Raw genomic sequence first — 21,479 nt, 5'->3', positions numbered from 1 at the left:
CTTCGCGTAGAAGCCGAAGGGGCAACCGCGTCAAGGCCGGCGCGCGGGCAGAAAGGCGAGAACCGCGAGCGACAGCCAGCCGAGGATCAGGAGCGAGCCGCCGGTCGGCGCGGCGTTCACGAAGGCCCGGCCGCCCAGCAGCGCGCGCGAGGCGAGGTCGCCCGAGAAGAGAAGCGTGCCGAGCGTCATCAGCGCGACTGGCAGGGCGCGCAGGCGCAGCCCCGATCCGGCCAAGCCGAGGGCCAGGAGCGCGGGGGCATGAACGAAGGCGACGGCCGAGGCGATGGTGAGGAACGAACCTTCCACACGCCCATGGGCTGCGAGCGCGGCCCCTGCCGTCGCCAACGCGCCGAACAGGCCCGCAAGCGCGACGGCGAGGCGGTCGAGAAGCGGCCGGTTCAACTCGGCGTCTCGGTGCTGGGGGCGGACGCGACGCGGCCCGTCTCCTTCAACTCCTGCATCTCGTTGCGCACCGAGCCCTCCCACATGCGGTAGCCCGCCGTGTAGGCGGCGCGGCCGAGAAGATGGGCCGAGATCGGCGCCGTCAGGAAGAAGAACACGATGGCGGCGATCGCGCGCAGGACCTCGGCCGATTCGTCCGACACGATGGCCAGCGCCAGCAGCGCCAGGACCGAGCCCACGGTCCCCGCCTTCGAGGCGGCATGGATGCGGGTGTAAAAGTCCGGCAGGCGCAGGATGCCAATCGCGGCGATCAGGGCGAAGCCCGCGCCCATGACGACGAAGATGCCGGCCAGGATGTTGCCGATGCCGCTCATGCGTCCTCCTCGCGCCGTGCCCGGAGGTCGGCTGGCTCGGGCGCGCCGTAGACCGGCGAGCGCTCCGTATCGCCGCGTGTCAGGATGAAGCGCGCGAACGAGATGGTGGCGAGGAAGCCGACGAGGCCGAGCGCGATGGCGATGTCGACATAGAGCGTGAACCCCGTGTCGATCCCGATCACGGCGATGAAGCCGATCGCCGACGAGGTCAGGACGTCGAGGCCGAGGACGCGGTCTGGCAGGGTCGGCCCCTTCCAGATGCGCGCGACGGTGAGAAGCAGCGCCAGGCAGAGAAGCGCGAGCGCGATCGACAGGCAGACGTCGAGGAAGAGTTCGGAGAACTGGAGGAGGTTCATGCGAAGAGCTCCAGGATGCGCCGCTCGAATCCGTCTCGGATCTCGCGGCGGCGGGCGTTCGGGTCGGAGCAGTCGAGCGCATGGACGAAGAGCGTCCGCTCGTCGTCGGAAATGTCGAGGATCAGGGTTCCCGGCGTCAGCCCGACGAGGTTCGACAGAAGCGCGATCTCGAACTCCGAGGAGACACGGTGGCGATACAGGAAGACGCCGGGTCGCACGTCGAGCCTGGGGCTGAGGACCGTTCGTGCGACGCGCCAGGCCGAGATCGCCAGGTCGTAGATCAGGAAGAGAACGAGCGAGACGATCTTGCGCCCGCGCCGGAAGTAGGAGACCGCGCCGATCTGTTCGCGGATCAGGAACAGACTCCCCGCCCCGAGAAAGAAGCCGAAGACGAGGTTGCCCAAGCTGAACGTGCCGGTCACCACCAGCCAGACGAGCGAGAGGAGGAGGTTGGCGACGAAGGGGTTCATGGCGGCGTTCCCAGGACCGAAGCGAGATAGGCGCTCGGCGAGAGCACTTGGTGCGCGGCCTCGAAGCTGAGGCGCCCGAGCCCCTCCGGCCAGACGCCGATCGCCACCACGAAGAGGCTGAGCGCGACGAGCGGAACGAGGGCGAGCGGGCGCCCTGGAGGCGGCGCGCGGAAGCCGTCCTCGGAATGGGGATGGGTCTCGCTCGCGTCGGTCAGCACGGGCAGCGGACGCCAGAAGGCGAGCGCGAAGATGCGGGCGCTTGCGATCGTGAGAAGGAAGCCGGAAACGAGCACCGTCGTCGCCAGCCACGGCAGGTCGGCGGCGATCGAGGCGCGCACCAGAAGAAGCTTCGGCCAGAAGCCCGAGAAGGGCGGCAGGCCCGCGACGCCCAGGAGAAGCACGAGGAAGAGGACCGAGAAGAGCGGGTGGCGCCGCCACATGCCGCCCATCTCGTGCAGCGAGGACGTGCCGGTCCGGAACGCCGCGACGCCGGCCGCCAGATACAGCGCGGTCATGACGACGATGGAGTGGACCGCGTAGAAGATCGCCCCCGAAAGCCCGGTCGCGAGCGGCCCGTCGCTGGAGACGCCGCTGTTGAAGGGCAGGCCCGACTGCTCGCGCAGAACCGCCGCCGCGCCGGTCGTGATGGCGCTCGACGTGCTTTCCAGGACGGGCGGAACGGCGAGCCCGACCATGATCGTGCCGATGCCCGCGATCACCACGTAGTTCAGAAGCCGGCGCAGGTCGCTCTGGGCGAGCGCCCCGAGCGAGCCGACCAGCATGGTGAGGGCCGCCATCCAGGCGAGCACGAAGCCGATGCCCCCGCGTTCCGGCGGGAACAGCATCAGGACGACGCGGATAAGCGCATAGATGCCGACCTTCGTCAGGAGGCCCGCGAACAGGGCCGACACGACGAAGCGGGGCGTATGGTAGGAGGCGGGCAGCCAGAAGTTCAGCGGAAAGGCGGCCGCCTTCATCGAGAAGGCGACAAGGAAGAGCGAGGCGATGGTGAGGAGCACGCCGTTGCCCTCGAGGCTCGCCGACTTCAGTGCGATGTCGGCCATGTTGAGCGTGCCGAAGACGCCGTAGCAATAGCCGATCGAGAGCAGGAAGAGCGTCGCGCCGATCAGGTTCAGGAAGCCGTACTTCGTCGCGCCGTCGAGCTGCTCGCGCTCCGAGCCGAGGATCAGGAGCCCGAAGGAGCCGATCAGCATCACCTCGAACCAGACGTAGAGGTTGAAGAGGTCGCCGGTCAGGAAGGCGCCGGACACGCCGCCCAGCACCATGAAGAGGAACGGGAAGAAGCCGTAGCGCCGCCCCTCCTCGTCGATCGAGGCGACGGCGTAGATGCCGCAGGCCAGCCCCGCGAAGCCCGAGACCGTGAGGAAGAGCGCGCTGAGGAGGTCGGCCGTGAACGAGATGCCGAAGGGCGGCCGCCAGCCGCCCATCGCCATGGACATCGGCCCCCAGCCCGCGATGCGCGCGAGAAGGGCGAGATCCGCGACGAGAAGGAGCGCGAGACCCGTCACCGCGATCGGCGGGTGAAGGTCCATCCGGCGCCGTGCCATGAGGAGAACCGCGCCGAAGACGAAGCAGATCAGGACCGGCAGGATGATCAGCGCCTGATCCGACGAGTAGTCGCGAGCCACCATCGCGGCGTCGATGAGCGCCTGGGTGTCGTCCATCTTTGCGCTTTCCATCAGTAGCCGAGGGGCGGAAGCCCCTCGTCCTCGGGCTCGGCCACGCGCATCTCGTGCGTGTCGTCGGTCTCCAGGTCCTGATAGGCGCGATAGGCCAGCACGAGCAGGAAGACGAAGAACGAGAAGGAGATGACGATCGCCGTCAGGATCAGGGCCTGCGGCAAGGCGTTGGCGACGTCCTGGGGCGGGGTCGTCAGGCGCGCGGGAATGAGCGGCGGCGCGATCGGATCGATCCGGCCCGCCACGAAGAGCGTGAGGTTCACGCTGTTGCCGAGAAGCACGACGCCGAGCAGCATGCGGATGATGTAGCGCGACAGGAGAAGATAGATCGTCACCGAGAACATGATGCCGATCAGGGCGACGAGCGCGACCTCCATGCCTCAGCCCGCCTGCGAGTCTTCGAGCGACAGGGCGATCGCGGAGATCGCGCCCACGATCACGAGGAAGACCCCGATGTCGAAAAGAAGGGTCGTAGAGAGGGCGACCTCGCTGCCCGAGATGTTCAGGAAGATCCAGAGCCCGGTCATGAACTGCGCGCCGCCGACGAGCGGCATGAAGCCGGCGAACACGGCGAGGAGCAAGCCGAGGCCGGCATAGGCGATCGGGTGGAAGTGGAGCGCGTTGCGCACGGCCTCGACGCCGCAGGCCATGCCGTAGACCGCGATCGCCGAGGAGGCGATCAGCCCGCCGATGAAGCCCCCGCCCGGCTCGTTGTGCCCGCGCAGGAGCACGAAGAGCGAGAACAGAAGCATCAGCGCGGTGAGGTAGGGCGCGGCGACGCGGAAGATCACGGTTCTCATGGCTGCAGCTCCCCTGCCCGCCGTCGGCGCTTTCGCGTGTGGCGCGCGTCGGGCTTGGCCGCCCGGATGCGGACCAGCGCCAGGATCGCCGCGCCCGTGGTCAGGACGACCGCGATCTCGCCCATCGTGTCGACGCCCCGGAAGTCGACGAGGATGACGTTCACGATGTTGCGCCCGTGGGCGATCGTATAGCTGTAGCGCTCGTAGAAGTCGGTGACCGCGGTGTCGAACGGACGCTGGACGATGGCGAGCAGGAAGAGCGCGAGCCCGAGCCCGCCCGCGACCGAGAGCGCGGCCTCGGCCCCCATGTCGCGCCAGGGGCGCTTGTCAGCCGGCATGAGGCGCAGGCGCGTCATGACGAGAGCCAGGATCGAGACCGAGAGAACCTCCACCATGAACTGCGTGAAGGACAGATCGGGCGCGCCCAGCAGCATGAAGAGAAGCGCGACGGCGAGCCCCTGGATGCCGAGCGAGACGACGGCGGTCAGGCGGCTGGCGGCGAGCACGACCACCAGGACGCCGATCACGATGATGCCGATCACCGCCCACTCGTAGAAGAAGAGCTGCGGCATGTCGGGCCATGCCGGCAGGCTCTTCGTCCAGATCATGGTGACCCAGACCGTTCCCACGATCACGGCGAGCGTGACGCGCATGTAGACGTCGAGAAGGCCCGGCTGCAGCGCGATGGTCACCTTGTAGGCGACCTGAACGAGGCCGCGCATCAACTGGTCGAAGCCGCGATCCGGCCCCCAGCCGATCCGGGTCAGCCGAGCGGCGATGAGGGCGCGCGCCTGCGCGGCGCGCCAGAAGAGAAGCGCGCCCAGGACGACCGTGAGGATCGAGAGGATTAGCGCCGGACCCCAATGGAAGCCGAGCGCGATGTCGACCGCGAGCGCGCCGGACGGGTCGGGCGGCGACATGGGGTTGGAGATGAACTGGTGCGTCGTGACCGAGAAGATCGCGGCCAAGAGGCCGATCACGCCGAGGATCAGCGGGCCGATCCAGACGAGCACGTCCGTCTCGTGGGCCCGGCGAAGGCCGGAGGGCAGCGGCCCGATGAAGGGCCGGACCGCGACCTGAAGCGCGACCGCGAACATCAGCGCGTTGCCGACCAGCGCGGCGGCCGTCGTGGCGATGCCGATCGGGTCGGCGGTGGCGGTCGCGGCGTACACTTCCTCCTTGGCGAGGAAGCCGAAAAGGGGCGGCAGACCGCCCATGGCCGCGGCGCCCAGGATCGCGCAGACGAAGGTCACGGGCATCTTGCGGGCAAGGCCGCCCAGCGCGCGGATGTCGCGCGTGCCAGCCCCGTGGTCGATCGAGCCGGCCACCATGAAAAGGCAAGCCTTGGCCAGCGAATGGGCGAAGAGGTAGAGGACCGCGGCCTCGATCGCGAGCGGCGTCCCGATCCCGATCAGCATGACGAGAAGGCCGAGCGAGGCGACGGTCGTATAGGCGAGCATCAGCTTGATGTCGCTCTGGCGCAGCGCCAGCGTCGCGCCGACCACCAGCGTGATGCCGCCAAAGACCGGCAGGATCGTGCTCCAGAGGTCGGTCCCACCGAGCATCGGAAAGGTGCGCATCAAGAGGTAGATGCCCGCCTTCACCATGGTCGCGGAGTGGAGATAGGCCGAGACCGGCGTCGGCGCCTCCATGGCGTTGGGCAGCCAGACATGGAGCGGCATCTGCGCCGACTTGGTGAAGGCACCGGCCAGCACCAGCAGCAGGATGGGCACGTAGGACGTTCCCGCGCGCAAGGCATCCGGCGCGTCGATGAGCTCCGTCATCGAGGAGAGACCCGTCGTCTCGCGGATCAGGACGAGGCCGGCCAGAAGCGCCAGGCCGCCACCGCCGGTGATGACGAGCGCCTGGATCGCGCCGCGCCGCGCCGCCTCACGCTCGTGATCGAAGCCGATCAGGAGGAAGGAGGCGATCGAGGTCAGCTCCCAGAAGACGAAGAGGGTGACGAGGTCGTCGGCCATGACGAGACCCAGCATCGCGCCCATGAAGAGCATGATGAACAGGAGGAAGCGCCCGCGCCGCGCGCCCTTGGGCATGTAGCCCCCGGAATAAAGGACGACCAGCGCCCCGATGAAGAGGATCAGGAAGGCGAAGCCGAAGGACAGGCCGTCGAGGCGGAACGAGAAACGGACGCCGAAGCTCGGGATCCAGTCGAACCCGAACAGAATCGCCACCCGGTCCTGCACCTGGGCGCTCTGCTGGAAGAGGAGCGCGAGCGCGGCAGCCGGAAAGAGCGCGATCGCAAGCGTTCCCCAGCGATCGAGGAGGATGATGGCGAGGGGAGCTAGAATGGCGCCGAGGAAGGGAAGTGCGATGACGAGGAAGAGCAGGCTGTCCGAAAGCGTGTTCATCCGCGCGTGGTTTCCCCGTTTGCGTCAGGCCTCCGGCCATGTTCCCCGTGACCGTTAAGATGCGGTGGAAGGGCCTGATTTCAAGGCTCGATCCCCATCCCGGCGGTTCATGCGCTTGTGACGAGCGCCGGCTCTGCCTAGCTATCGGCGGCGCGATTCGCGATGGGCCGTCCTGCACATGTTCGTGCAGGTGTCAGGATTCATGGCGAATTCGCGCGCACCTGATCCCGCCAGGATGGCCATCCAGCGGCGACCGGGCGTCCCCCGCAACGCATCGTGTTCGAAGAGCCCATGTCCAACGCCCACTCCGCTTTGCCTCGTCCCCCCAAGGCCGCGATCCGCCCCACGGAAAGCGAGGAGCACGGCCAGCGCCGGACGGACGACTACGGCTGGATGCGGGCCGGCAACTGGCAGGAGATGTTCAAGGACACGAGCCTTCTCGACCCTGAAATCCGGCAGCATCTCGACGCGGAGAACGCCTATGCCGAGGCGATGCTGGGCGATCTGGAGCCGCTGAAGACGAAGCTGATCGCCGAGATGCGCGCGCGCATCAAGGAGGACGATTCCTCGGTTCCCGCCCCCGACGGCCCGTTCCGCTACGGCGTGGCATTCGAGACCGGCGCGGAATATCCGCGCTTCGTGCGCGGCGCGCGCGACGGCGGCCCGCTGTCGACCGTGCTTGACGGACAGGTCGAGGCCGAGGGACGCGACTACTTCTCGCTCGGCGGCGTCGAGCACTCGCCGGACCACCGCTGGCTCGCCTGGAGCTACGACGACAAGGGCTCGGAATTCTACACGCTCGCGGTCCGCGACCTGGAAACGGGAGAGGACCATGCCGAGCGCTTGCCCGACACGGGCGGCGGCGTCGCCTGGAACGGCCGGTCGAGCGGCTTCTTCTACACGCGCCTCGACGCCAACCATCGCCCGAGCCGCATCTTCCACCACACGATCGGCTCCAACCCGGCCGACGACACGCTGATCTACGAGGAGCCCGATGCCGGCTTCTTCATGGGCGTCGGCACCACGCAGTCGGGCGGCCACGTCGTGATCGACATCCACGACCACGAGACGTCCGAAGCGTGGCTCATCCCGGCGGCCAACCCCGCCGCCGAGCCGCGCCTCGTAGCCCCGCGCGAGACCGGCGTCGAGTACGACGTCGACGAGGGCGAGGACGGACTCTTCATCCTGACCAACGCAGACGGCGCGCGCGACTTCAAGATCGTCACCGCGCCGGTCAACGCGTCCTCGCGCGCCGAGTGGACCGACCTCGTTCCGCACGAGGAGGGCCGCCTGATCCTCGACCATCTCGTTCTCAGGCGGCACCTCGTCTGGCTCGAGCGGCGCGAGGGCCTGCCGCGCATCGTGGTGAAGCGCCTCGCCGACGGCGCCGAGCACGTCATCAGCTTCGACGAGGAAGCCTATTCGCTGGGGCTGGGTGGCACCTACGAGTTCGACACGACGACGATCCGCTTCTCCTACTCCTCGCTGACGACGCCGAACCAGACCTTCGACTACGACGTGGAGACGCGCGAGCGCACGCTCCTGAAGACGCAGGAAGTGCCCAGCGGCCACGACCCCGACGCCTACGTCACGCGCCGCATCCTGGCGCCGGCCGCCGACGGCGAGACCATACCGATCTCGCTTCTCTACCGCCGCGACACGAAGCTCGATGGCTCGGCGCCCCTGATGCTCTACGGCTACGGCTCCTACGGCATCACGATCCCGGCCTCGTTCAACACGAACTGCCTGTCGCTGGTGGATCGCGGCTTCGTGTGGGCGATCGCCCATATCCGGGGCGGCAAGGACAAGGGGTTCCGCTGGTACGAGGCGGGCCGGCGCGAGCACAAGCGCAACACCTTCACCGACTTCGTGGCCTGCGCCGATCATCTCGTGGCGGAAGGCTTCACGAGCTACGAGCGTATCGTGGCGCAGGGCGGGTCGGCCGGGGGCATGCTGATGGGGGCGGTCGCCAACATGGCGCCCGAGAAGTTCGGCGCGATGGTCGCGGTCGTGCCCTTCGTCGACGTCCTCAACACCATGCTCGACGACACGCTTCCGCTGACGCCGCCCGAATGGCCGGAATGGGGCAACCCGATCGCCTCGCCGGCCGACTACCGGACGATCGCGGACTACAGCCCCTACGACAACGTCCGCGCGCAGGACTATCCGCCGATCCTGGTCCTGGCCGGGCTCACCGACCCGCGCGTGACCTACTGGGAGCCGGCCAAATGGGTCGCGCGGCTGCGCGAGCGCAAGACCGACGATGCGCCGATCGTCCTGCGCACCAACATGGGCGCCGGCCACGGCGGCGCGTCGGGACGCTTCGCCAAGCTCGACGAGGTGGCCATGATCTACGCCTTCTCGCTGAAGGCCATGGGTCTGGAGGGGGCCGAGCCGCGTCGATGAACGCGCGTCAGCTTCCGCTCTCGCTAGATGCGATCGGCGGCACGGCCTTCAGATAGGCCGCGATCGCCTCGAGGTCGGCCCGCGGCAGGTGGCTGAGGTTCTTCTGGACCTCGGCCATCGAGCCCCCCACGCTGTCGAAGTCCGGCGTAAAGCCGGTCGCGAGATATTCGGCGATCTCGTCCTGCGACCACTTTCCGATCGGGCCGCCCGGCGTGATGTTCGGGATACGGCCCTTGCCGTCCGGCGCGGGACCGCCGGCGAGCCAGCGGTCATGGTCCGGCGCGCCCGCACCGCCAAAGCCTCGCGGCGTGTGGCACTCTCCGCAATGGCCCGGCCCCTCCACGAGATAACGCCCTCGCCTCACCTCGTCCGGCGCGTCGGCGGGGAGCGCCACCACCGGATCGGAATCGAGGAACACCTTCTGCCAGACGGCGACGCCACGCCGGATATTGAAGGGAAAGCGCAGATCGTTGGGCGGCGCGGCGCCGCCGACCGGCGGAAGCGTCAGGAGATAGGCGTGGAGATCGGCGACGTCCCCGGCGCTCATGCGCGCATAGGACGTGTAGGGAAAGGCGGGATAGAGCGGAGCGCCCTCGGGCGCGACGCCGCGCTGCATGGCGTTGGCGAAGTCCGCCAGCGTCCACGCGCCGATGCCGCTTTCGCGATCCGGCGAGATGTTGGGCGCGTGGAACGTGCCGAAGGGCGTGACGAGCGGCTCGCCGCCGCCCAGCTTCGTCGCCTCGCCGCCCGGGCTCGCATGGCACGAGGCACAGCCCCCCGCCCAGAAGACCTGTTCACCACGCGCGGCATCGCCCGCCCCCTCGGCCGCGATCGCCGAGGCGGGCAAGCGCCCCGGGATCAGCGCCCAGGCCGCGCCGCCGGCGAGGACGACGAGAACGAGGCCGGCGAGAACGGGCAGGCGGCGCATGCCGGGTCCGGCGTCAGTCGCGCTGGCGGAACTGCTGGTGGCAGCTCTGGCAGTTGGCGGCGACGGTCTTGAACGAGGCCTCGAAGCTCGCGACGTCCTGCGGCTTGGCGTCCACGGCGGCCTGCGTGTCGGCTATGAACTTGTCGTTGGCCGCCTTGAACTCGGCCGGCTTCTCCCAGATCGCCGGCGCGGCCTCGGTCTTGCCGCCCGTCTTGGAATCCTCGGGGAAGAGCGTCGCGAACTTGCGGGCGTCGTCGTTCAGCATCCGGAACAGCTCGTCCGCCTTCGCCGCGTCGTAGGGGGTCTCGCCCTTGATGATCGAGTTGGCCTGCTTGGCAGCCTGCGCGTTCATCTTCATGACCTGCTGGCGCTCCTTGATGACGTCGAGGTTCTGCGCGAGCGCGCTGGAACCGATCGTCAGGAGACCCGCCGCGACGACGGCCAGAACCTTGTGGGTGCGCTTCATTCCGAATCCTCCCCGGACTATCGAATCCGGCACTGGTTTGGACGAGTTCCAAACGGAGGGAAGCGCGTTTTCGATCCCGTGTCCATCACGCGCGAGGGCCCGCCGGCAGGTTTTGCCGGCGGGCCCTCGCGTCGGGAAACGGGTCGGCCGGGCTTAGCGCGCCGCGGCCTCGTAGCGCTCGAGCACGTAGTCCCAGTTCACGAGGCTGTCGACGAAGGCCTCGAGATACTTCGGCCGGGCGTTGCGGTAGTCGATGTAGTAGGAGTGCTCCCACACGTCGACGCCCAGGATCGGCTCCGCGCCGTGCACCAGCGGGTTCTCGCCGTTCGGCGTCTTCATGATGGCGAGCTTGCCGTCCTTCACCGCGACCCAGGCCCAGCCCGAACCGAACTGGCCCTTGCCGGCCTCGATGAAGTCGTTGCGGAACTTGTCGTAGCCGCCGAGGTCGCTGTCGAAGGCGGTCTGCAGCTTGCCCGGCAGCGCCTTGCCGCCGCCGTTCGGCTTCATCCACTTCCAGAAGTGGATGTGGTTGTAGTGCTGGCCCGCATTGTTGAAGAGCGGCTGGTTCTTGCCGAAGCTCTGCTTGACGATCTCCTCCAGCGAGGCGTCCGCCATGCCGGCCTCGCCCGCCAGCTTGTTGCCCATGTCGACATAGGCCTGGTGGTGCTTGTCGTGATGATACTCCAGCGTCTCCTTCGACATGTAGGGCTGAAGCGCGTCGTAGGCGTAGGGCAGCTCGGGAAGCGTGAAGGCCATCGGTTCGTCTCCTTGCGGTTTCTCTTTGCGTCGCCGCAGCGCGGGCCGGGGCCCGGCGCCGGGAACTTGAGGTTCGGGCCGGGCCTTAGCTAGGCCGCGTCGCCCCGATGTCAGCGTTCAGGCCGCGCTCTCGCGCGCGAAGCGCCAGTAGAGTTCGCGGGCCCGCTCGAAGAAGCGCCCGGCCTCGATCGAGCGATCCTCGAAGCGCGTGACCGGCACGACCTTGGAATGGTTGCCGGTCGAGAAGATCTCGTCGGCTTGCGCGAAGTCCTCGGGCGTCAGCGTCGTCTCGACGACCTCGACCCCGTCCTCGCGCAGAAGCTGGATGACGCGCTGGCGCGTGATGCCGTTCAGGAAGGAACCGTTGGGAACGGGCGTGAAGACCGCGCCGTCTCGCGCCAGGAAGATGTTGGACGTGCCGGTCTCGGCGACGTTGCCGATCACGTCGCGCACGAGCGCGTTGTCGAAGCCCCGGCTCTTCGCCTCCATGATGGCGCGCGCGTTGTTGGGGTAGAGGCACCCGGCCTTGGCCAGCGTCGGCATGGTCTCGGGCGTCGGCCGGCGGAACGGCGAGAGGCCGAGCGAGAAGCCGGCCGAGGGGATCATGGGCGCCTCGTAGAGGCACAGGCAGAAGCGCGTCGAGGCGGGGTCGGCGGGCACGCCCATGTAGCCGCCGTCCTCGGCCCAGTACATCGGCCGGATATAGACCGCCGTCTCGCCGTCGAAGCGCCGCAGCCCCTCGCGCGTCAGGCGGACGATCTCGTCGGGCGCCATCGTGGGCGCGAGGCCCAGCGCCTCGGCCGAGCGGTTCACGCGCGCCGCGTGCCGATCCAGATCGGGCGCCAGCCCCTCAAACCAGCGCGCGCCGTCGAAGACCGAGGAACCCAGCCACAGGACGTGGGATCGCGGCCCGACCAGACCCGGATTGCCCTCGACCCAGCTTCCGTCGACGAAGGTGAGCGTGCGCGAGAGTTCGGATGCCATGATCGTGATGCCCTTCCCGGTTCTCGGTCCCGAAGCGACGAGGCAGCCGCCGGTCCCCTTCCCGCCTGCGGCTATAAGCGGCCCGAACGACGCTGTCACTTGAGTCTCGCGACGGCCTTCGTCGCACCGCACCCCTTGCGAGGGAACGAAAGGGGTGCCCATGTGTTGGTGGCTCAATGATCTGTCGCGACCGACGGATAGAAGGCTGCACGGCAGGATGCCGCCCGCCATCGGTTCGCGTCTTCCTTTGGCTGGACCATGATGAACGACCCGACATCCCGCGGCGTCTCGCGCCGCTCGCTTCTCCTCGGCCTCGGCGGCCTCGGCGCCACCGCGCTGCTCTCGGGCTGCGCGACCGCCTCGCGCCCGATGGCGAACCTCACCGCCTTTTCCGGCAACGGCCTGCCGCCCGGCCTCGACGTCGACTACGCGACGGCCTACGGGCCGATCTACGACGGCGGCTTCCAGATCCCGCCCATCGACCTCAATCGCATGGACCGGCGCTACCTGCGCCGGGAGATCGAGTATGCCGGTCCCGAGACGCCCGGCACGGTGATCATCGATACACCCACGCGCTACGCCTACCTGATCCAGCCGAACGGCACGGCCATGCGCTACGGCGTCGGCATCGGCCGCGAGGGCTTCGCCTGGGAAGGGCGCGCCAACATCCAGTACAAGCGCGAGTGGCCGCGCTGGACACCGCCCAACGAGATGATCGACCGGCAGCCCGAGCTCGAGAACCTGCGCGGCGTCGGCATGGACCCGGGCCTCAAGAATCCGCTCGGTGCGCGCGCGCTCTACCTGTTCCAGAACGGGCAGGACACGCTCTATCGCCTGCACGGCACGCCGGAATGGTGGACCATCGGCAAGGCGGTGTCGTCTGGCTGCGTGCGCTTCATGAACCACGACATCATCGACCTCTACAACCGGGCCCAGTCCGGTGCGACGGTGATCGTCAACCAGCCGGCCGGCGCGACGGTCTGACCGGGAACGGGTCGCGGCACCGCGTGTTGGGAAGGGCCAACCTTTTCGGAGCCCTTCCCGGATGCGCCACGACCTCTGCGCCCTCGCCGACCTTCCATCCGACGGACTGAGCGAGGTCGCCGTCGGCGACCTCAAGATCCTCCTGGCGAGGGACGGCGAGCGCGTGCTCGCCACGGGGGCCACGTGCACCCACAAGGGCGCGCCCCTCAAGAACGGCCAGCGCATCGGCAACCGCGTGATCTGCCCCTGGCACCACGCGATCTTCGATCTGGAAACGGGCGATCATCGCGAGCCGCCGGGCCAGGGCTGCCTCGCGCGCTTCGAGGCCACAGTTCAGAACGGTCGCGTCCTCGTCGAGTTGCCCGACGGCGCCAAGCCGCATCGCCCCTCGGTCACGCCCGACGACCGTCGATCGGGCGGCGACAGGATCTTCGCGATCGTCGGCGCGGGAGCCGCGGGCCTTGCCTGCGCCAAGGAACTGGTGAGCGGCGGCTTCGACGGCCGCATCGTCCTCTTCGCGCCCGAACGCGAGCCGCCCTACGACCGGACCGACCTGTCCAAGACCTATCTCCAGGGCAAGAAGCAGGACGACGGCCTTCCGCTCATGCCGGCCGCCGAGATCGAGGCGCTCGGCATCGAGATGCGGCCCGCCCGTGTCGCTCGGATTGATGCGGCAAACTCCGAGCTGGTGCTGGAGGGCGGCGAGCGCTTTCACTTCGACGGCTGCCTCGCTGCGCCCGGCAGCGACGCCGCGCCGCTCGACCTCGACGGAGCCGAGGCACCGAACGTCCTGACGCTGCGCAGCCATGACGACGCGAAAAGCCTGCGCGCGGAGGTGAACCGCGCCGAGCGGATCGTCGTGATCGGCTCGGGCTTCATCGGCATGGAGGCTGCAGCGAGCCTCGTCTCGCTCGGCAAGACGGTCTGCGTGCTGTCGCGCGCCGAGCTTCCCTTCGCCAAGCAGTTCGGCAAGGACGTCGCAAAGCAGCTTCTTGCGACCCACCGCGAGAAGGGCGTCGAGGTGCGCACAGGCGTCGAGGTCGCCGCGCTGGAGCGCGAGGGCGAACGGGTGACAGGCGTGCGGCTCGGCGACGGATCGGTCGTTCCCGCCGATCTCGTGATCGCAGCCACCGGTGCCCGGTCCCGCGCCGCGCTTCTCGAAGGGGTCGAGACATCCGGCAAGGGCGTCAAGGTCGACCGTTCGCTGCGTGCCGCGGGCCGGGTGTTTGCGGCGGGCGATATTGCCGAGTTTACGCTGGCGGGACGCGAGCCGATGCGCATCGAGCACTGGCGCATCGCCGAGCAGCAGGGGCGCCATGCCGCCCGCGCCTTTCTGGGCGACGGCTGCCGGTTCGACGCCGTTCCCTATTTCTGGTCCGCGCAGCACGGACGACTGAGTTATCTCGGCCATGCCGAGGGCTTCGACGAGGTGCATGTCGAGGGTGACCTGAGGGGCAACTCCTACACCGCCTTCTACGTGAAGGACGGCAGGGTGCTCGCCGCGCTGGGCCTTGGCAAGGGCGACCGGACCCCGGCGCTCCATGCGGTGATGCTGGACGACCCGACGCCCTCGCGCGAGCGGCTCGCATCCGCGGGCTGGGACCCGGCAAGGCTCCTGGAAGCCGAACGCTCTGCGTGAAACCCCGGGCGCGGCCCTTGCCATGGGCGGGGCTGCGCCAATCTTCGGGATGCAGTTTCCGATCATCGCCCTTCGAAGGACGAAGCCAGCCTCATGAGCCAACTCACCGACCGCGTCGCCGCCGCAGCCGACATCTCTCCGGACACGGCGAATCAGGCCATCGGCCACATCCTGGCCTTCATGCGCGAGGAAGGCGACGACCAAGCCGTGGGCGAGATGATCAGCAAGACGCCGGGCGCGCACGAAAGCATCGCGGCGGCGGGCGATCCGAGCTTCGGCGGGGGCGGCATTATGGCGCTCGGCGGCAAGCTGATGGGCCTTGGCCTCGACATGGGGCAGATGCGCACGATCGCCGTCGAGATGGTGGCCGAGGCCAAGGCCGCGGTCGGCGAGGAGACGGTGGACCGAGCCATCTCCTCGGTGCCGGGCCTCGCGCAGTTCGTCTGAAGCCGCGCAGATTCCGCTTGCCTTCCCGAGCGCGAAAGGTGTTCCCCTCTGCGCGCGGCAGGGCGGGCGATTTGCCCGTTGAGGAAAAGGCGCGGCAGGCCTGCCGCGCCGGAACGGCGACAGCATGATCGATGCCTATATCGCGTTCGGGGGACAGGTCCGCAGGCAGACCGCCATTCCCCCGGACGAACTCCCGCCCGAAGCCATCTGGATCGACCTGCGCAACCCGACGCGCGAGGAGGAGAAGGCCGTCGAGCGCCTGTGCGGCCTCGAAGTGCCGACGCGCGAGGAGATGCGCGAGATCGAGGTGTCCAGCCGCCTGTACTCCGAGGACGGCGGGGACTTCATGACGACGTCGATCGTCTACGGGCTCGACGAGGGCCGCCCCGGCTTCGGCCCCGTCACCTTCATTCTGGTCGAGAACCGCCTCATCACCCTTCGCTACACGGAGCCGCGCTCCTTCGCGATCTACGCCAACAAGCTGTGCCGTGGCGAAGCGAACGGCGAGGGCGACCGTGCGCTGCAACTGCCGGGCTTCGACCTCTACGGTCCGCCGGCCGCGCCGCCCAAGCCTTCGCGCGCCAAGGGACCGACGGCCGATTCCATCGCGGTCGGCCTGCTCGAGACCGTGATCGACAGGGTCGCCGACCTTCTGGAAGCCATCGCCGCCGATCTCGACCGGATCGGCGCCGACATCTTCCGCTCCTCGGCCGACAACACCCCCACCCCCACCAGCGACTTCAAGGAACTCCTGCGCCGCATCGGCGCGGCGGGCGACCTGTCCTCGCGCACGCGGGAAAGCCTCGCCACGATCGACCGCCTCCTGCCGTTCCTCCAGTTCGTTCTCGACCGGCGCAAGCCGCAGAAGGAGCTGAAGCTCCGGGTCAAGGCGATGGCGCGAGACATCCACTCGCTCAACGACTTCGTCTCGTTCCTGTCCAACAAGACGACCTTCCTGCTCGACACCACGGTCGGCATGATCTCGATCGAGCAGAACGCCATCATCAAGATCTTCTCGGTCGCCGCCGTCGGCTTCATGCCGCCGACGCTGGTCGCCTCGATCTACGGCATGAACTTCGTCCATATGCCCGAACTCAACTGGCCGCTCGGCTACCCGATGGCTCTGGGCCTGATGGTGCTGTCGGCCGTCCTTCCGCTCATGTTCTTCCGGCACAAGAAATGGCTGTGAACGATCCCTGGGGGGAGGACGGCATGCCGGCCTTCCTGCGCGTTCTTCCGACCGTCGCGGAGCCGGCTCCGCCCGCCGAAGCGCCCGCCGCCCGCCAGCCGCAGCGGCGACGGGCGACAGCCAAGCCGCCACGACACGCGCCCGAGCCGAGCCCCGTCGCTGTGGCCGCCTCGCCCGCCAGCTATTCCTTCTCCCGCCGACCTGAGGCCGCCATGAGCGATGTCCGATCCCCTCGCCTCGCCGTCCTGATCGACGCCGACAACGCTTCCGCGCGCATCGCCGACGGCCTGTTCCAGGAGATCGCGACAATCGGCGAGGCGAGCGTCCGGCGCATCTACGGGGATTTCTCGTCGCCCCGCTCGAAGGGCTGGGCCGACGTCCTGTCGCGGCACGCGATCCTGCCGCAGCAGCAGTTCGCCTATGTGACCGGCAAGAACGCCTCCGACATCGCGCTGGTGATCGACGCGATGGACCTCATGCACTCGGGCCGCTTCGACGGCTTCTGCCTCGTCTCCTCCGACTCCGACTTCACGCGCCTCGCCTCGCGCATCCGCGAACACGGCATCGACGTCTACGGTTTCGGCGAGCAGAAGACGCCGGAAAGCTTCCGACAGGCCTGCCGGCGCTTCATCTATACAGAAAACCTTCTGCACGACCTCGGCGAGCGCGCGAAGCCCGAGGCGGCGGCAACGCCCGATCCGCTGCCGATGGTGCGGCAGGTCATGGAGCAGATGGAAAGCGACGACGGATGGGTTCCGCTCGGCGCCTTCGGACAGCAGCTCCTCAACCGCTTCTCGGACTTCGATCCGCGCACCTACGGCCACAAGAAGCTGAGCGATTTCGTGCGCGCGGTGGGCATCTTCGACGTCGAGAAGACACCGGGCGGCATGCTGCGCATCCGCCTTCAGCCGACGCCGCCCGCAGCGGCGGCGGCGGCGAAACCGCCGGCTCGCCGCCGGGCGCCCGCCAAGCCCAAGGCCTGACGAGCCGGAGCCCGCGTCGTCAGGCCCGGCGCGGGCGGATCTCGCCGACCGCGGTTCCCTCCCAGTTGCGCAGCGTGTGGCGCGCGAGCTCGGCGTAACGCTCCGAGAGCGCGGCATCCTGCGGCCGCCAGATATCGGAGATCAGCTGCGCGACCGCGCTCTCGGCGGCGCGCGTGCCGCCATCATGCGCCTTCAGCGCGAAGCCGAAGCCCAGTTCGGGGACGGCACCGCAGAAGACCCCTTCCGCCCCCGTCTTGGCGAAGACGCGGCCGGGAGCGGCCTCCATGAGCGCCACGCAGGCGCGCTGCGTTCCCGCCATGAAGAAGGGTTCCGCCATGCAGGCGTCCATCAGGCGCCGGCCGGCCGCAGCCCGCGCCTGCGAAATGCCGGTCCCGCCCGTCAGGCGTCCGAAGCCGAGCGCGAAGGCGCGCAGCGAGGCGGCGTAGGTCGGAATCGAGCATCCGTCGATGCCGCTGGGTGTCTCCTCGCCGACCTCCGTGTCTGTGAGGTCCGCGATCGCTTGGCGCGCGCGGCGCTGCACGGGATGCGCGGCGCCGACATAGCCTTGCGTTTCCTCTCCCAGATGCACCGCCGTGCAGAGGAAACCCGCGTGCTTGCCCGAGCAGTTGTTGTGGAGCTGGTTCGGCGTCCCGCCGCCTTGCGCGAGCGCGATCGCCACCTTCTGGTCGAAGGGCCAGTGGCAGCCGCATTCGAGGTTCGCCTCGCCAAGGCCCGCACGCCCGAGAATGTCGGCGGCGAGGGCCACGTGCGGCGCCTCGCCGGAATGCGAGGCGCAGGCGAGCGACAATTCGCGCGCGCCGAACCCGTAGCGGTCGGCCGCTCCGCTCTCCACGAGCGGCAGGGCCTGCATCACCTTGATGGCGGAGCGCGGATAGACGGGGGTCTCGATGTCACCATGTGACGTGACGGCTTGCCCGCCTGCGTCGACGACGGCGGCGCTGACGAGATGGAGGCTTTCCACGGCGTTGCCGCGCGTGGCTTCGATGACGATATGGGACACGGGCACGGGCCTTCCGGACGGATCGGTCGTCGTGCCCTACAGCAACGCGGCGGCCGCGCAAACGGACTTTCCGGTCCGCCCGCCCCTTGCCCGGAGCCCGATGATCGCCCTGCGACTGGTCGCCCTTGCCTTTGTCCTCGTCTACCTCGTCCCGCTCGCGCTTGCCGCCGGCCTCTGGATCGCGGGCAGTCACCCCGCCTCCTGGCGCGATGCGGACTGGACCAGCGCGCGGCTCCTTCCGGCCGCCTCAGATGATCCGGAAGCCGCCGCCTATGTTCTGTCGGCGCGCACGGGCGGGCTCAAGGGCGCGGTGTCCGAGCATTCCTGGATCGTCGTCAAGGCCAGGTGCGCGCAACGCTACGAGCGGTTCGACAAGGTCGGATGGGGGTCGCCGATCCGGCGCGACGGCTATGCACCCGACGGGCGTTGGTACTCGAACGAGCCGCGCATCGTGGCGGCGCTGCATGGGGCTGCGGCGGAAGCGGCCATCCCTCGCATCCGGGCGGCCATTGCCGACTACCCCTTCGCCGCCCGTGGCGGCTACCGGATCTTTCCCGGCCCCAACTCCAACAGCTTCACCGCCCATGTCATGCGCGCGGTTCCGGGCTTCGGCGCGGTTCTGCCCCCGGCGGCCGTCGGTCGCGACTACCCGGTCGACGGACGCCTCGTGCGCCTCGACGCGGACGGCTTCAGCGCCTCGCTCTTCGGCTTTGCGGGACTGGCGGTCGGCGCAAGGACGGGCCTCGAGATCAACATCCTCGGCCTCGTGGCTGGCGTCGATCCGCTCCGCTGGACCGTGAAGGTCCCGGCTCTCGGCGCCTTCACCTACCCAAGCTGAGGAAGCGCCGTTCATCCGGCGGCTCAAGGCAAGCAACGGATCCAATCCGACCCAGCTCCATCGCCCGGCGAATAGATCGGGTTCACCTTGAAATGCATTTTAGCGATTAAGGATAGGTTCACCTTGCGTCAACGAAGTTACTAACAAAACGTTAATCTCCGTCTCAGCAACACTGATTCGGATGAACCGATGAAAACCGCCATCGTGACTGCAAGCTACAGCGGCGACTTCGAGCGATGCCGCCTCTTGTGCGAAAGCATCGATCGTCGCGTCAGCGGCTATACGTTTCACTATCTTCTCGTGGAGCCGGCCGACGTCGCGCTGTTCCGCCAGCTGGCGGGACCCCGGCGCGTCGTCATCGACGAGCGCGAACTCCTGCCCCGCTGGCTGCGCGTCGTGCCCGATCCGACGCGGCTGGGGCGTCGGCGGCTCTGGCTTTCGAGCCGGGGGCTCCCGTTGCGGGGCTGGCATGTCCAGCAGTTGCGCAAGATCGCGTTTGCGGCGCGCATGGACGAGGATGGTGCCTTGTTCTGCGACTCCGACACCGTGCTCGTGCGCGAGACCGATGTCGCCGACCAGTGGGACGCGGACGGCCGCCTCGCCTTCTATCGCAAGCCGCGCGGCATCACGCGCGACATGGACGAGCATCGCGTCTGGGCGGCACGGGCGGCGGCGCTTCTCGGCATCGACCCGCGGTTGACCACGGAGACCGACTACATCGCGCAGTCGGTCACCTGGCGCGGCGACACGGCGCGCGAGATGGTGGGACGCATCGAGGACACGATGGGTCGGTCCTGGGTTTCGGCGGTCGCCGCGCGCCGCCGTTTCTCCGAATGCCTGATCTACGGTCGCTTCGTCGACGAGGTGGAGAACCGCCCGGAACGCCACCAGAAGGTCGAGACCTCGGTCTGTCACAGCTACTGGATGGGTTCGGCGCTCGACGCGCAGCACCTGCGCAGCTTCATCCAGACCGCGAGCCCGCAGCAGCCGATGGTCGGGATCCAATCCTTCATCGGCACCGACGTCTCGTTGATCCGGCAGCTCACCGGCCTCGCCTGAGGCGAGTTCGACCGACGGTTCGCGGCGACGGGCCTGAAGTCGCAGTCGCTCGTACCCTCCTGAACGAGCGTCGGATTACACGATCCCGGAACGGTCTCTTGCCCCTCGAGCGCTCCTGATACAGGAAGTGGCCGGCACGCATTGCGGACACACGCAGCGCCTCGGGGCAGCTCGGGCGTCGACGGACGATCGAGGGGAGACAGATGGCATGTTCATGAGTTGCGGCGACGCCCTGTTCGACATGTTCGCGGGCGGAGACGAAGCGGATGTCTCCAGCATCTCGCTGTCGGGTCGCATCGGCGGCTCGGCCCTCAATGTCGCGCTCGGGCTTGCCCGGCTCGAACATCGCTCAGCCTTCTTCACGAAGATGTCGGGCGACCTGTTCGGTCGCCGGATCCGCGCCTTCATGAACCGGGAAGGCATCGACGACCGCTTCCTCATCGAGACGACGCGCAACACGACGCTGGCCATGGTGTCGCTTTCGCCCCAGGGCACGCCGCGATACGACTTCTACATCGAGGGCACGGCGGATCGATCGGTCGAGCCTCGCGAGGTCCCCTCGCATTTTTCCGACGCCCTCAAGGCGATCCACCTGGCGGGCTCCTACTCCACAGTCAGCGAGCCGACCGCCTCCGCCCTCGCCAAGCTCGTCGCGCAGGAGCACGACCGGCGCTTCATCTCCTACGATCCCAACATTCGTTCATCGGTGCAGCCGGACCTCGACATCTGGCGTTCGCGCATCGGCGCCACCGCGCCCTTTGCGACACTGATCAAGGCCAGCGACGAGGACGTGGAGCAGGTGTTTCCCGGCCGCAGCCACGAGTCCGTGCTGGCGGACTGGATCACGGCCGGCGCGGCGATGGCGATCATCACGCTCGGCGAGCGGGGCGCCTTGGCGGCGAGCGCCAGCGGCGCCTCGACGCGTGTCGGCGGTCGCTCCGTGGTCGTGGCCGACACGGTGGGCGCGGGCGATACGTTCCAGGCGGCGACGCTCAGCCGGCTTGCCGAGAGCGGACGATTGTCACGCGAGGGCCTGCTCGATCTGTCGGAAGCCGATCTCGGAGAGCTTCTGGACTTCGCGGTGCGGGCCGCCGCCGTGACCTGCACGCGGCGAGGCGCCGACCTGCCCCGCCGCGCGGATCTCGGTCTTGCGCCGCTGGCGTGACGGCACGCCGCCATCGCTGACGATCAAGGAGCGCCTCGAGCGCTCCTTTTTTTGCCCTGAGCGTTCACGGCAGGCGTTCGCCGCAACAAAAAACCCGCCGCAGCCTTCGCTGCGACGGGTTCAACTCTGAGTTCGAACTCCTG

General features: G+C 68.5%; 22 protein-coding genes. 9 read left to right on the top strand and 13 right to left on the bottom strand.

Annotated features, from left to right (window positions below; all coding sequences use genetic code 11):
* Window positions 1-30 precede the first annotated feature (30 nt).
* Genes AUL35_RS09070 through AUL35_RS09035 form a run of 8 tightly spaced genes read right to left on the bottom strand, consistent with a single transcriptional unit; the run spans window position 31 to window position 6,471 of the window.
* On the bottom strand, window positions 31-402 hold the full coding sequence (locus AUL35_RS09070; RefSeq protein WP_062014234.1) for a DUF423 domain-containing protein: 372 nt from the start codon (window positions 400-402) through the stop codon (window positions 31-33).
* On the bottom strand, window positions 399-776 hold the full coding sequence (gene mnhG / locus AUL35_RS09065) for a monovalent cation/H(+) antiporter subunit G (protein WP_062014232.1): 378 nt from the start codon (window positions 774-776) through the stop codon (window positions 399-401). The genes AUL35_RS09070 and mnhG overlap by 4 nt, the downstream gene beginning before the upstream one ends.
* Window positions 773-1,132 (bottom strand): cation:proton antiporter, encoded by a 360-nt coding sequence (locus tag AUL35_RS09060; protein ID WP_062014230.1) that lies wholly within the window; start codon window positions 1,130-1,132, stop codon window positions 773-775. Before AUL35_RS09060 ends, mnhG begins: the two co-directional genes overlap by 4 nt.
* Complete coding sequence (locus AUL35_RS09055; protein WP_062014228.1) at window positions 1,129-1,602, bottom strand: Na+/H+ antiporter subunit E; 474 nt, start codon at window positions 1,600-1,602, stop codon at window positions 1,129-1,131. Before AUL35_RS09055 ends, AUL35_RS09060 begins: the two co-directional genes overlap by 4 nt.
* Complete coding sequence (locus AUL35_RS09050; RefSeq protein ID WP_062014441.1) at window positions 1,599-3,287, bottom strand: proton-conducting transporter membrane subunit; 1,689 nt, start codon at window positions 3,285-3,287, stop codon at window positions 1,599-1,601. The genes AUL35_RS09055 and AUL35_RS09050 overlap by 4 nt, the downstream gene beginning before the upstream one ends.
* A 14-nt stretch (window positions 3,288-3,301) precedes the next feature.
* Window positions 3,302-3,679: a Na+/H+ antiporter subunit C gene (locus AUL35_RS09045; RefSeq protein WP_062014226.1), complete on the bottom strand. Its 378-nt coding sequence runs from the start codon at window positions 3,677-3,679 to the stop codon at window positions 3,302-3,304.
* Window positions 3,680-3,682: 3 nt separating this feature from the next.
* The gene (locus AUL35_RS09040; protein WP_062014224.1) at window positions 3,683-4,102 is read right to left on the bottom strand and encodes an MnhB domain-containing protein; all 420 of its coding nucleotides are present in this window, start codon (window positions 4,100-4,102) and stop codon (window positions 3,683-3,685) included.
* Window positions 4,099-6,471: a putative monovalent cation/H+ antiporter subunit A gene (locus AUL35_RS09035; RefSeq protein ID WP_062014222.1), complete on the bottom strand. Its 2,373-nt coding sequence runs from the start codon at window positions 6,469-6,471 to the stop codon at window positions 4,099-4,101. Before AUL35_RS09035 ends, AUL35_RS09040 begins: the two co-directional genes overlap by 4 nt.
* Before the next feature lie 291 nt (window positions 6,472-6,762).
* On the opposite strand from AUL35_RS09035, the gene AUL35_RS09030 reads away from it, so the two are divergent.
* Complete coding sequence (locus AUL35_RS09030; protein ID WP_062014220.1) at window positions 6,763-8,877, top strand: S9 family peptidase; 2,115 nt, start codon at window positions 6,763-6,765, stop codon at window positions 8,875-8,877.
* Between the two features lie 7 nt (window positions 8,878-8,884).
* Here AUL35_RS09030 and AUL35_RS09025 read toward each other — a convergent pair whose 3' ends face one another.
* The 4 genes from AUL35_RS09025 to AUL35_RS09010 all read right to left on the bottom strand — a co-directional run bounded on the left by AUL35_RS09025 (window position 8,885) and on the right by AUL35_RS09010 (window position 12,011).
* Window positions 8,885-9,805 (bottom strand): cytochrome c, encoded by a 921-nt coding sequence (locus AUL35_RS09025; protein WP_062014218.1) that lies wholly within the window; start codon window positions 9,803-9,805, stop codon window positions 8,885-8,887.
* A gap of 13 nt (window positions 9,806-9,818) precedes the next feature.
* Entirely contained in the window at window positions 9,819-10,271 is a 453-nt protein-coding gene (locus AUL35_RS09020) for a cytochrome c (RefSeq protein WP_062014216.1), read from the bottom strand.
* A 153-nt stretch (window positions 10,272-10,424) separates the two neighbouring features.
* Entirely contained in the window at window positions 10,425-11,027 is a 603-nt protein-coding gene (locus AUL35_RS09015; RefSeq protein ID WP_062014214.1) for a superoxide dismutase, read from the bottom strand.
* 117 nt (window positions 11,028-11,144) lie between these two features.
* Complete coding sequence (locus AUL35_RS09010; protein WP_156417915.1) at window positions 11,145-12,011, bottom strand: branched-chain amino acid aminotransferase; 867 nt, start codon at window positions 12,009-12,011, stop codon at window positions 11,145-11,147.
* A gap of 261 nt (window positions 12,012-12,272) precedes the next feature.
* On the opposite strand from AUL35_RS09010, the gene AUL35_RS09005 reads away from it, so the two are divergent.
* From AUL35_RS09005 to AUL35_RS08985, 5 genes are all read left to right on the top strand, one after another.
* Complete coding sequence (locus tag AUL35_RS09005) at window positions 12,273-12,995, top strand: L,D-transpeptidase (protein ID WP_244493717.1); 723 nt, start codon at window positions 12,273-12,275, stop codon at window positions 12,993-12,995.
* A 61-nt stretch (window positions 12,996-13,056) separates the two neighbouring features.
* Window positions 13,057-14,634, top strand: coding sequence for an FAD-dependent oxidoreductase (locus AUL35_RS09000; RefSeq protein WP_062014210.1), 1,578 nt, complete (start codon window positions 13,057-13,059; stop codon window positions 14,632-14,634).
* 93 nt (window positions 14,635-14,727) lie between these two features.
* The gene (locus AUL35_RS08995; RefSeq protein WP_062014208.1) at window positions 14,728-15,081 is read left to right on the top strand and encodes a hypothetical protein; all 354 of its coding nucleotides are present in this window, start codon (window positions 14,728-14,730) and stop codon (window positions 15,079-15,081) included.
* 124 nt (window positions 15,082-15,205) lie between these two features.
* On the top strand, window positions 15,206-16,270 hold the full coding sequence (locus tag AUL35_RS08990; protein ID WP_062014206.1) for a magnesium transporter CorA family protein: 1,065 nt from the start codon (window positions 15,206-15,208) through the stop codon (window positions 16,268-16,270).
* Window positions 16,271-16,482: 212 nt separating this feature from the next.
* Window positions 16,483-17,253, top strand: a complete 771-nt coding sequence (locus tag AUL35_RS08985; RefSeq protein WP_062014439.1) for an NYN domain-containing protein — start codon at window positions 16,483-16,485, stop codon at window positions 17,251-17,253.
* Window positions 17,254-17,272: 19 nt separating this feature from the next.
* Here AUL35_RS08985 and AUL35_RS08980 read toward each other — a convergent pair whose 3' ends face one another.
* Window positions 17,273-18,274: an asparaginase gene (locus AUL35_RS08980; RefSeq protein ID WP_156417914.1), complete on the bottom strand. Its 1,002-nt coding sequence runs from the start codon at window positions 18,272-18,274 to the stop codon at window positions 17,273-17,275.
* 100 nt (window positions 18,275-18,374) lie between these two features.
* Here AUL35_RS08980 and AUL35_RS08975 point away from each other — a divergent pair, with 100 nt between their 5' ends.
* The 3 genes from AUL35_RS08975 to AUL35_RS08965 all read left to right on the top strand — a co-directional run bounded on the left by AUL35_RS08975 (window position 18,375) and on the right by AUL35_RS08965 (window position 21,336).
* Window positions 18,375-19,112, top strand: a complete 738-nt coding sequence (locus AUL35_RS08975) for a DUF3750 domain-containing protein (RefSeq protein WP_062014202.1) — start codon at window positions 18,375-18,377, stop codon at window positions 19,110-19,112.
* Between the two features lie 189 nt (window positions 19,113-19,301).
* Complete coding sequence (locus tag AUL35_RS08970; protein ID WP_062014200.1) at window positions 19,302-20,171, top strand: DUF6492 family protein; 870 nt, start codon at window positions 19,302-19,304, stop codon at window positions 20,169-20,171.
* Window positions 20,172-20,379: 208 nt separating this feature from the next.
* Window positions 20,380-21,336 (top strand): carbohydrate kinase, encoded by a 957-nt coding sequence (locus tag AUL35_RS08965; RefSeq protein ID WP_062014198.1) that lies wholly within the window; start codon window positions 20,380-20,382, stop codon window positions 21,334-21,336.
* Window positions 21,337-21,479: the final 143 nt, after the last annotated feature.

The organism is Aureimonas sp. AU4 (assembly GCF_001463765.1).
Classification (GTDB): Bacteria; Pseudomonadota; Alphaproteobacteria; order Rhizobiales; family Rhizobiaceae; genus Aureimonas.
The sequence above is the reverse complement of the archived record's forward strand: the minus strand, read 5'-3'. Positions and strand labels throughout refer to the sequence as shown.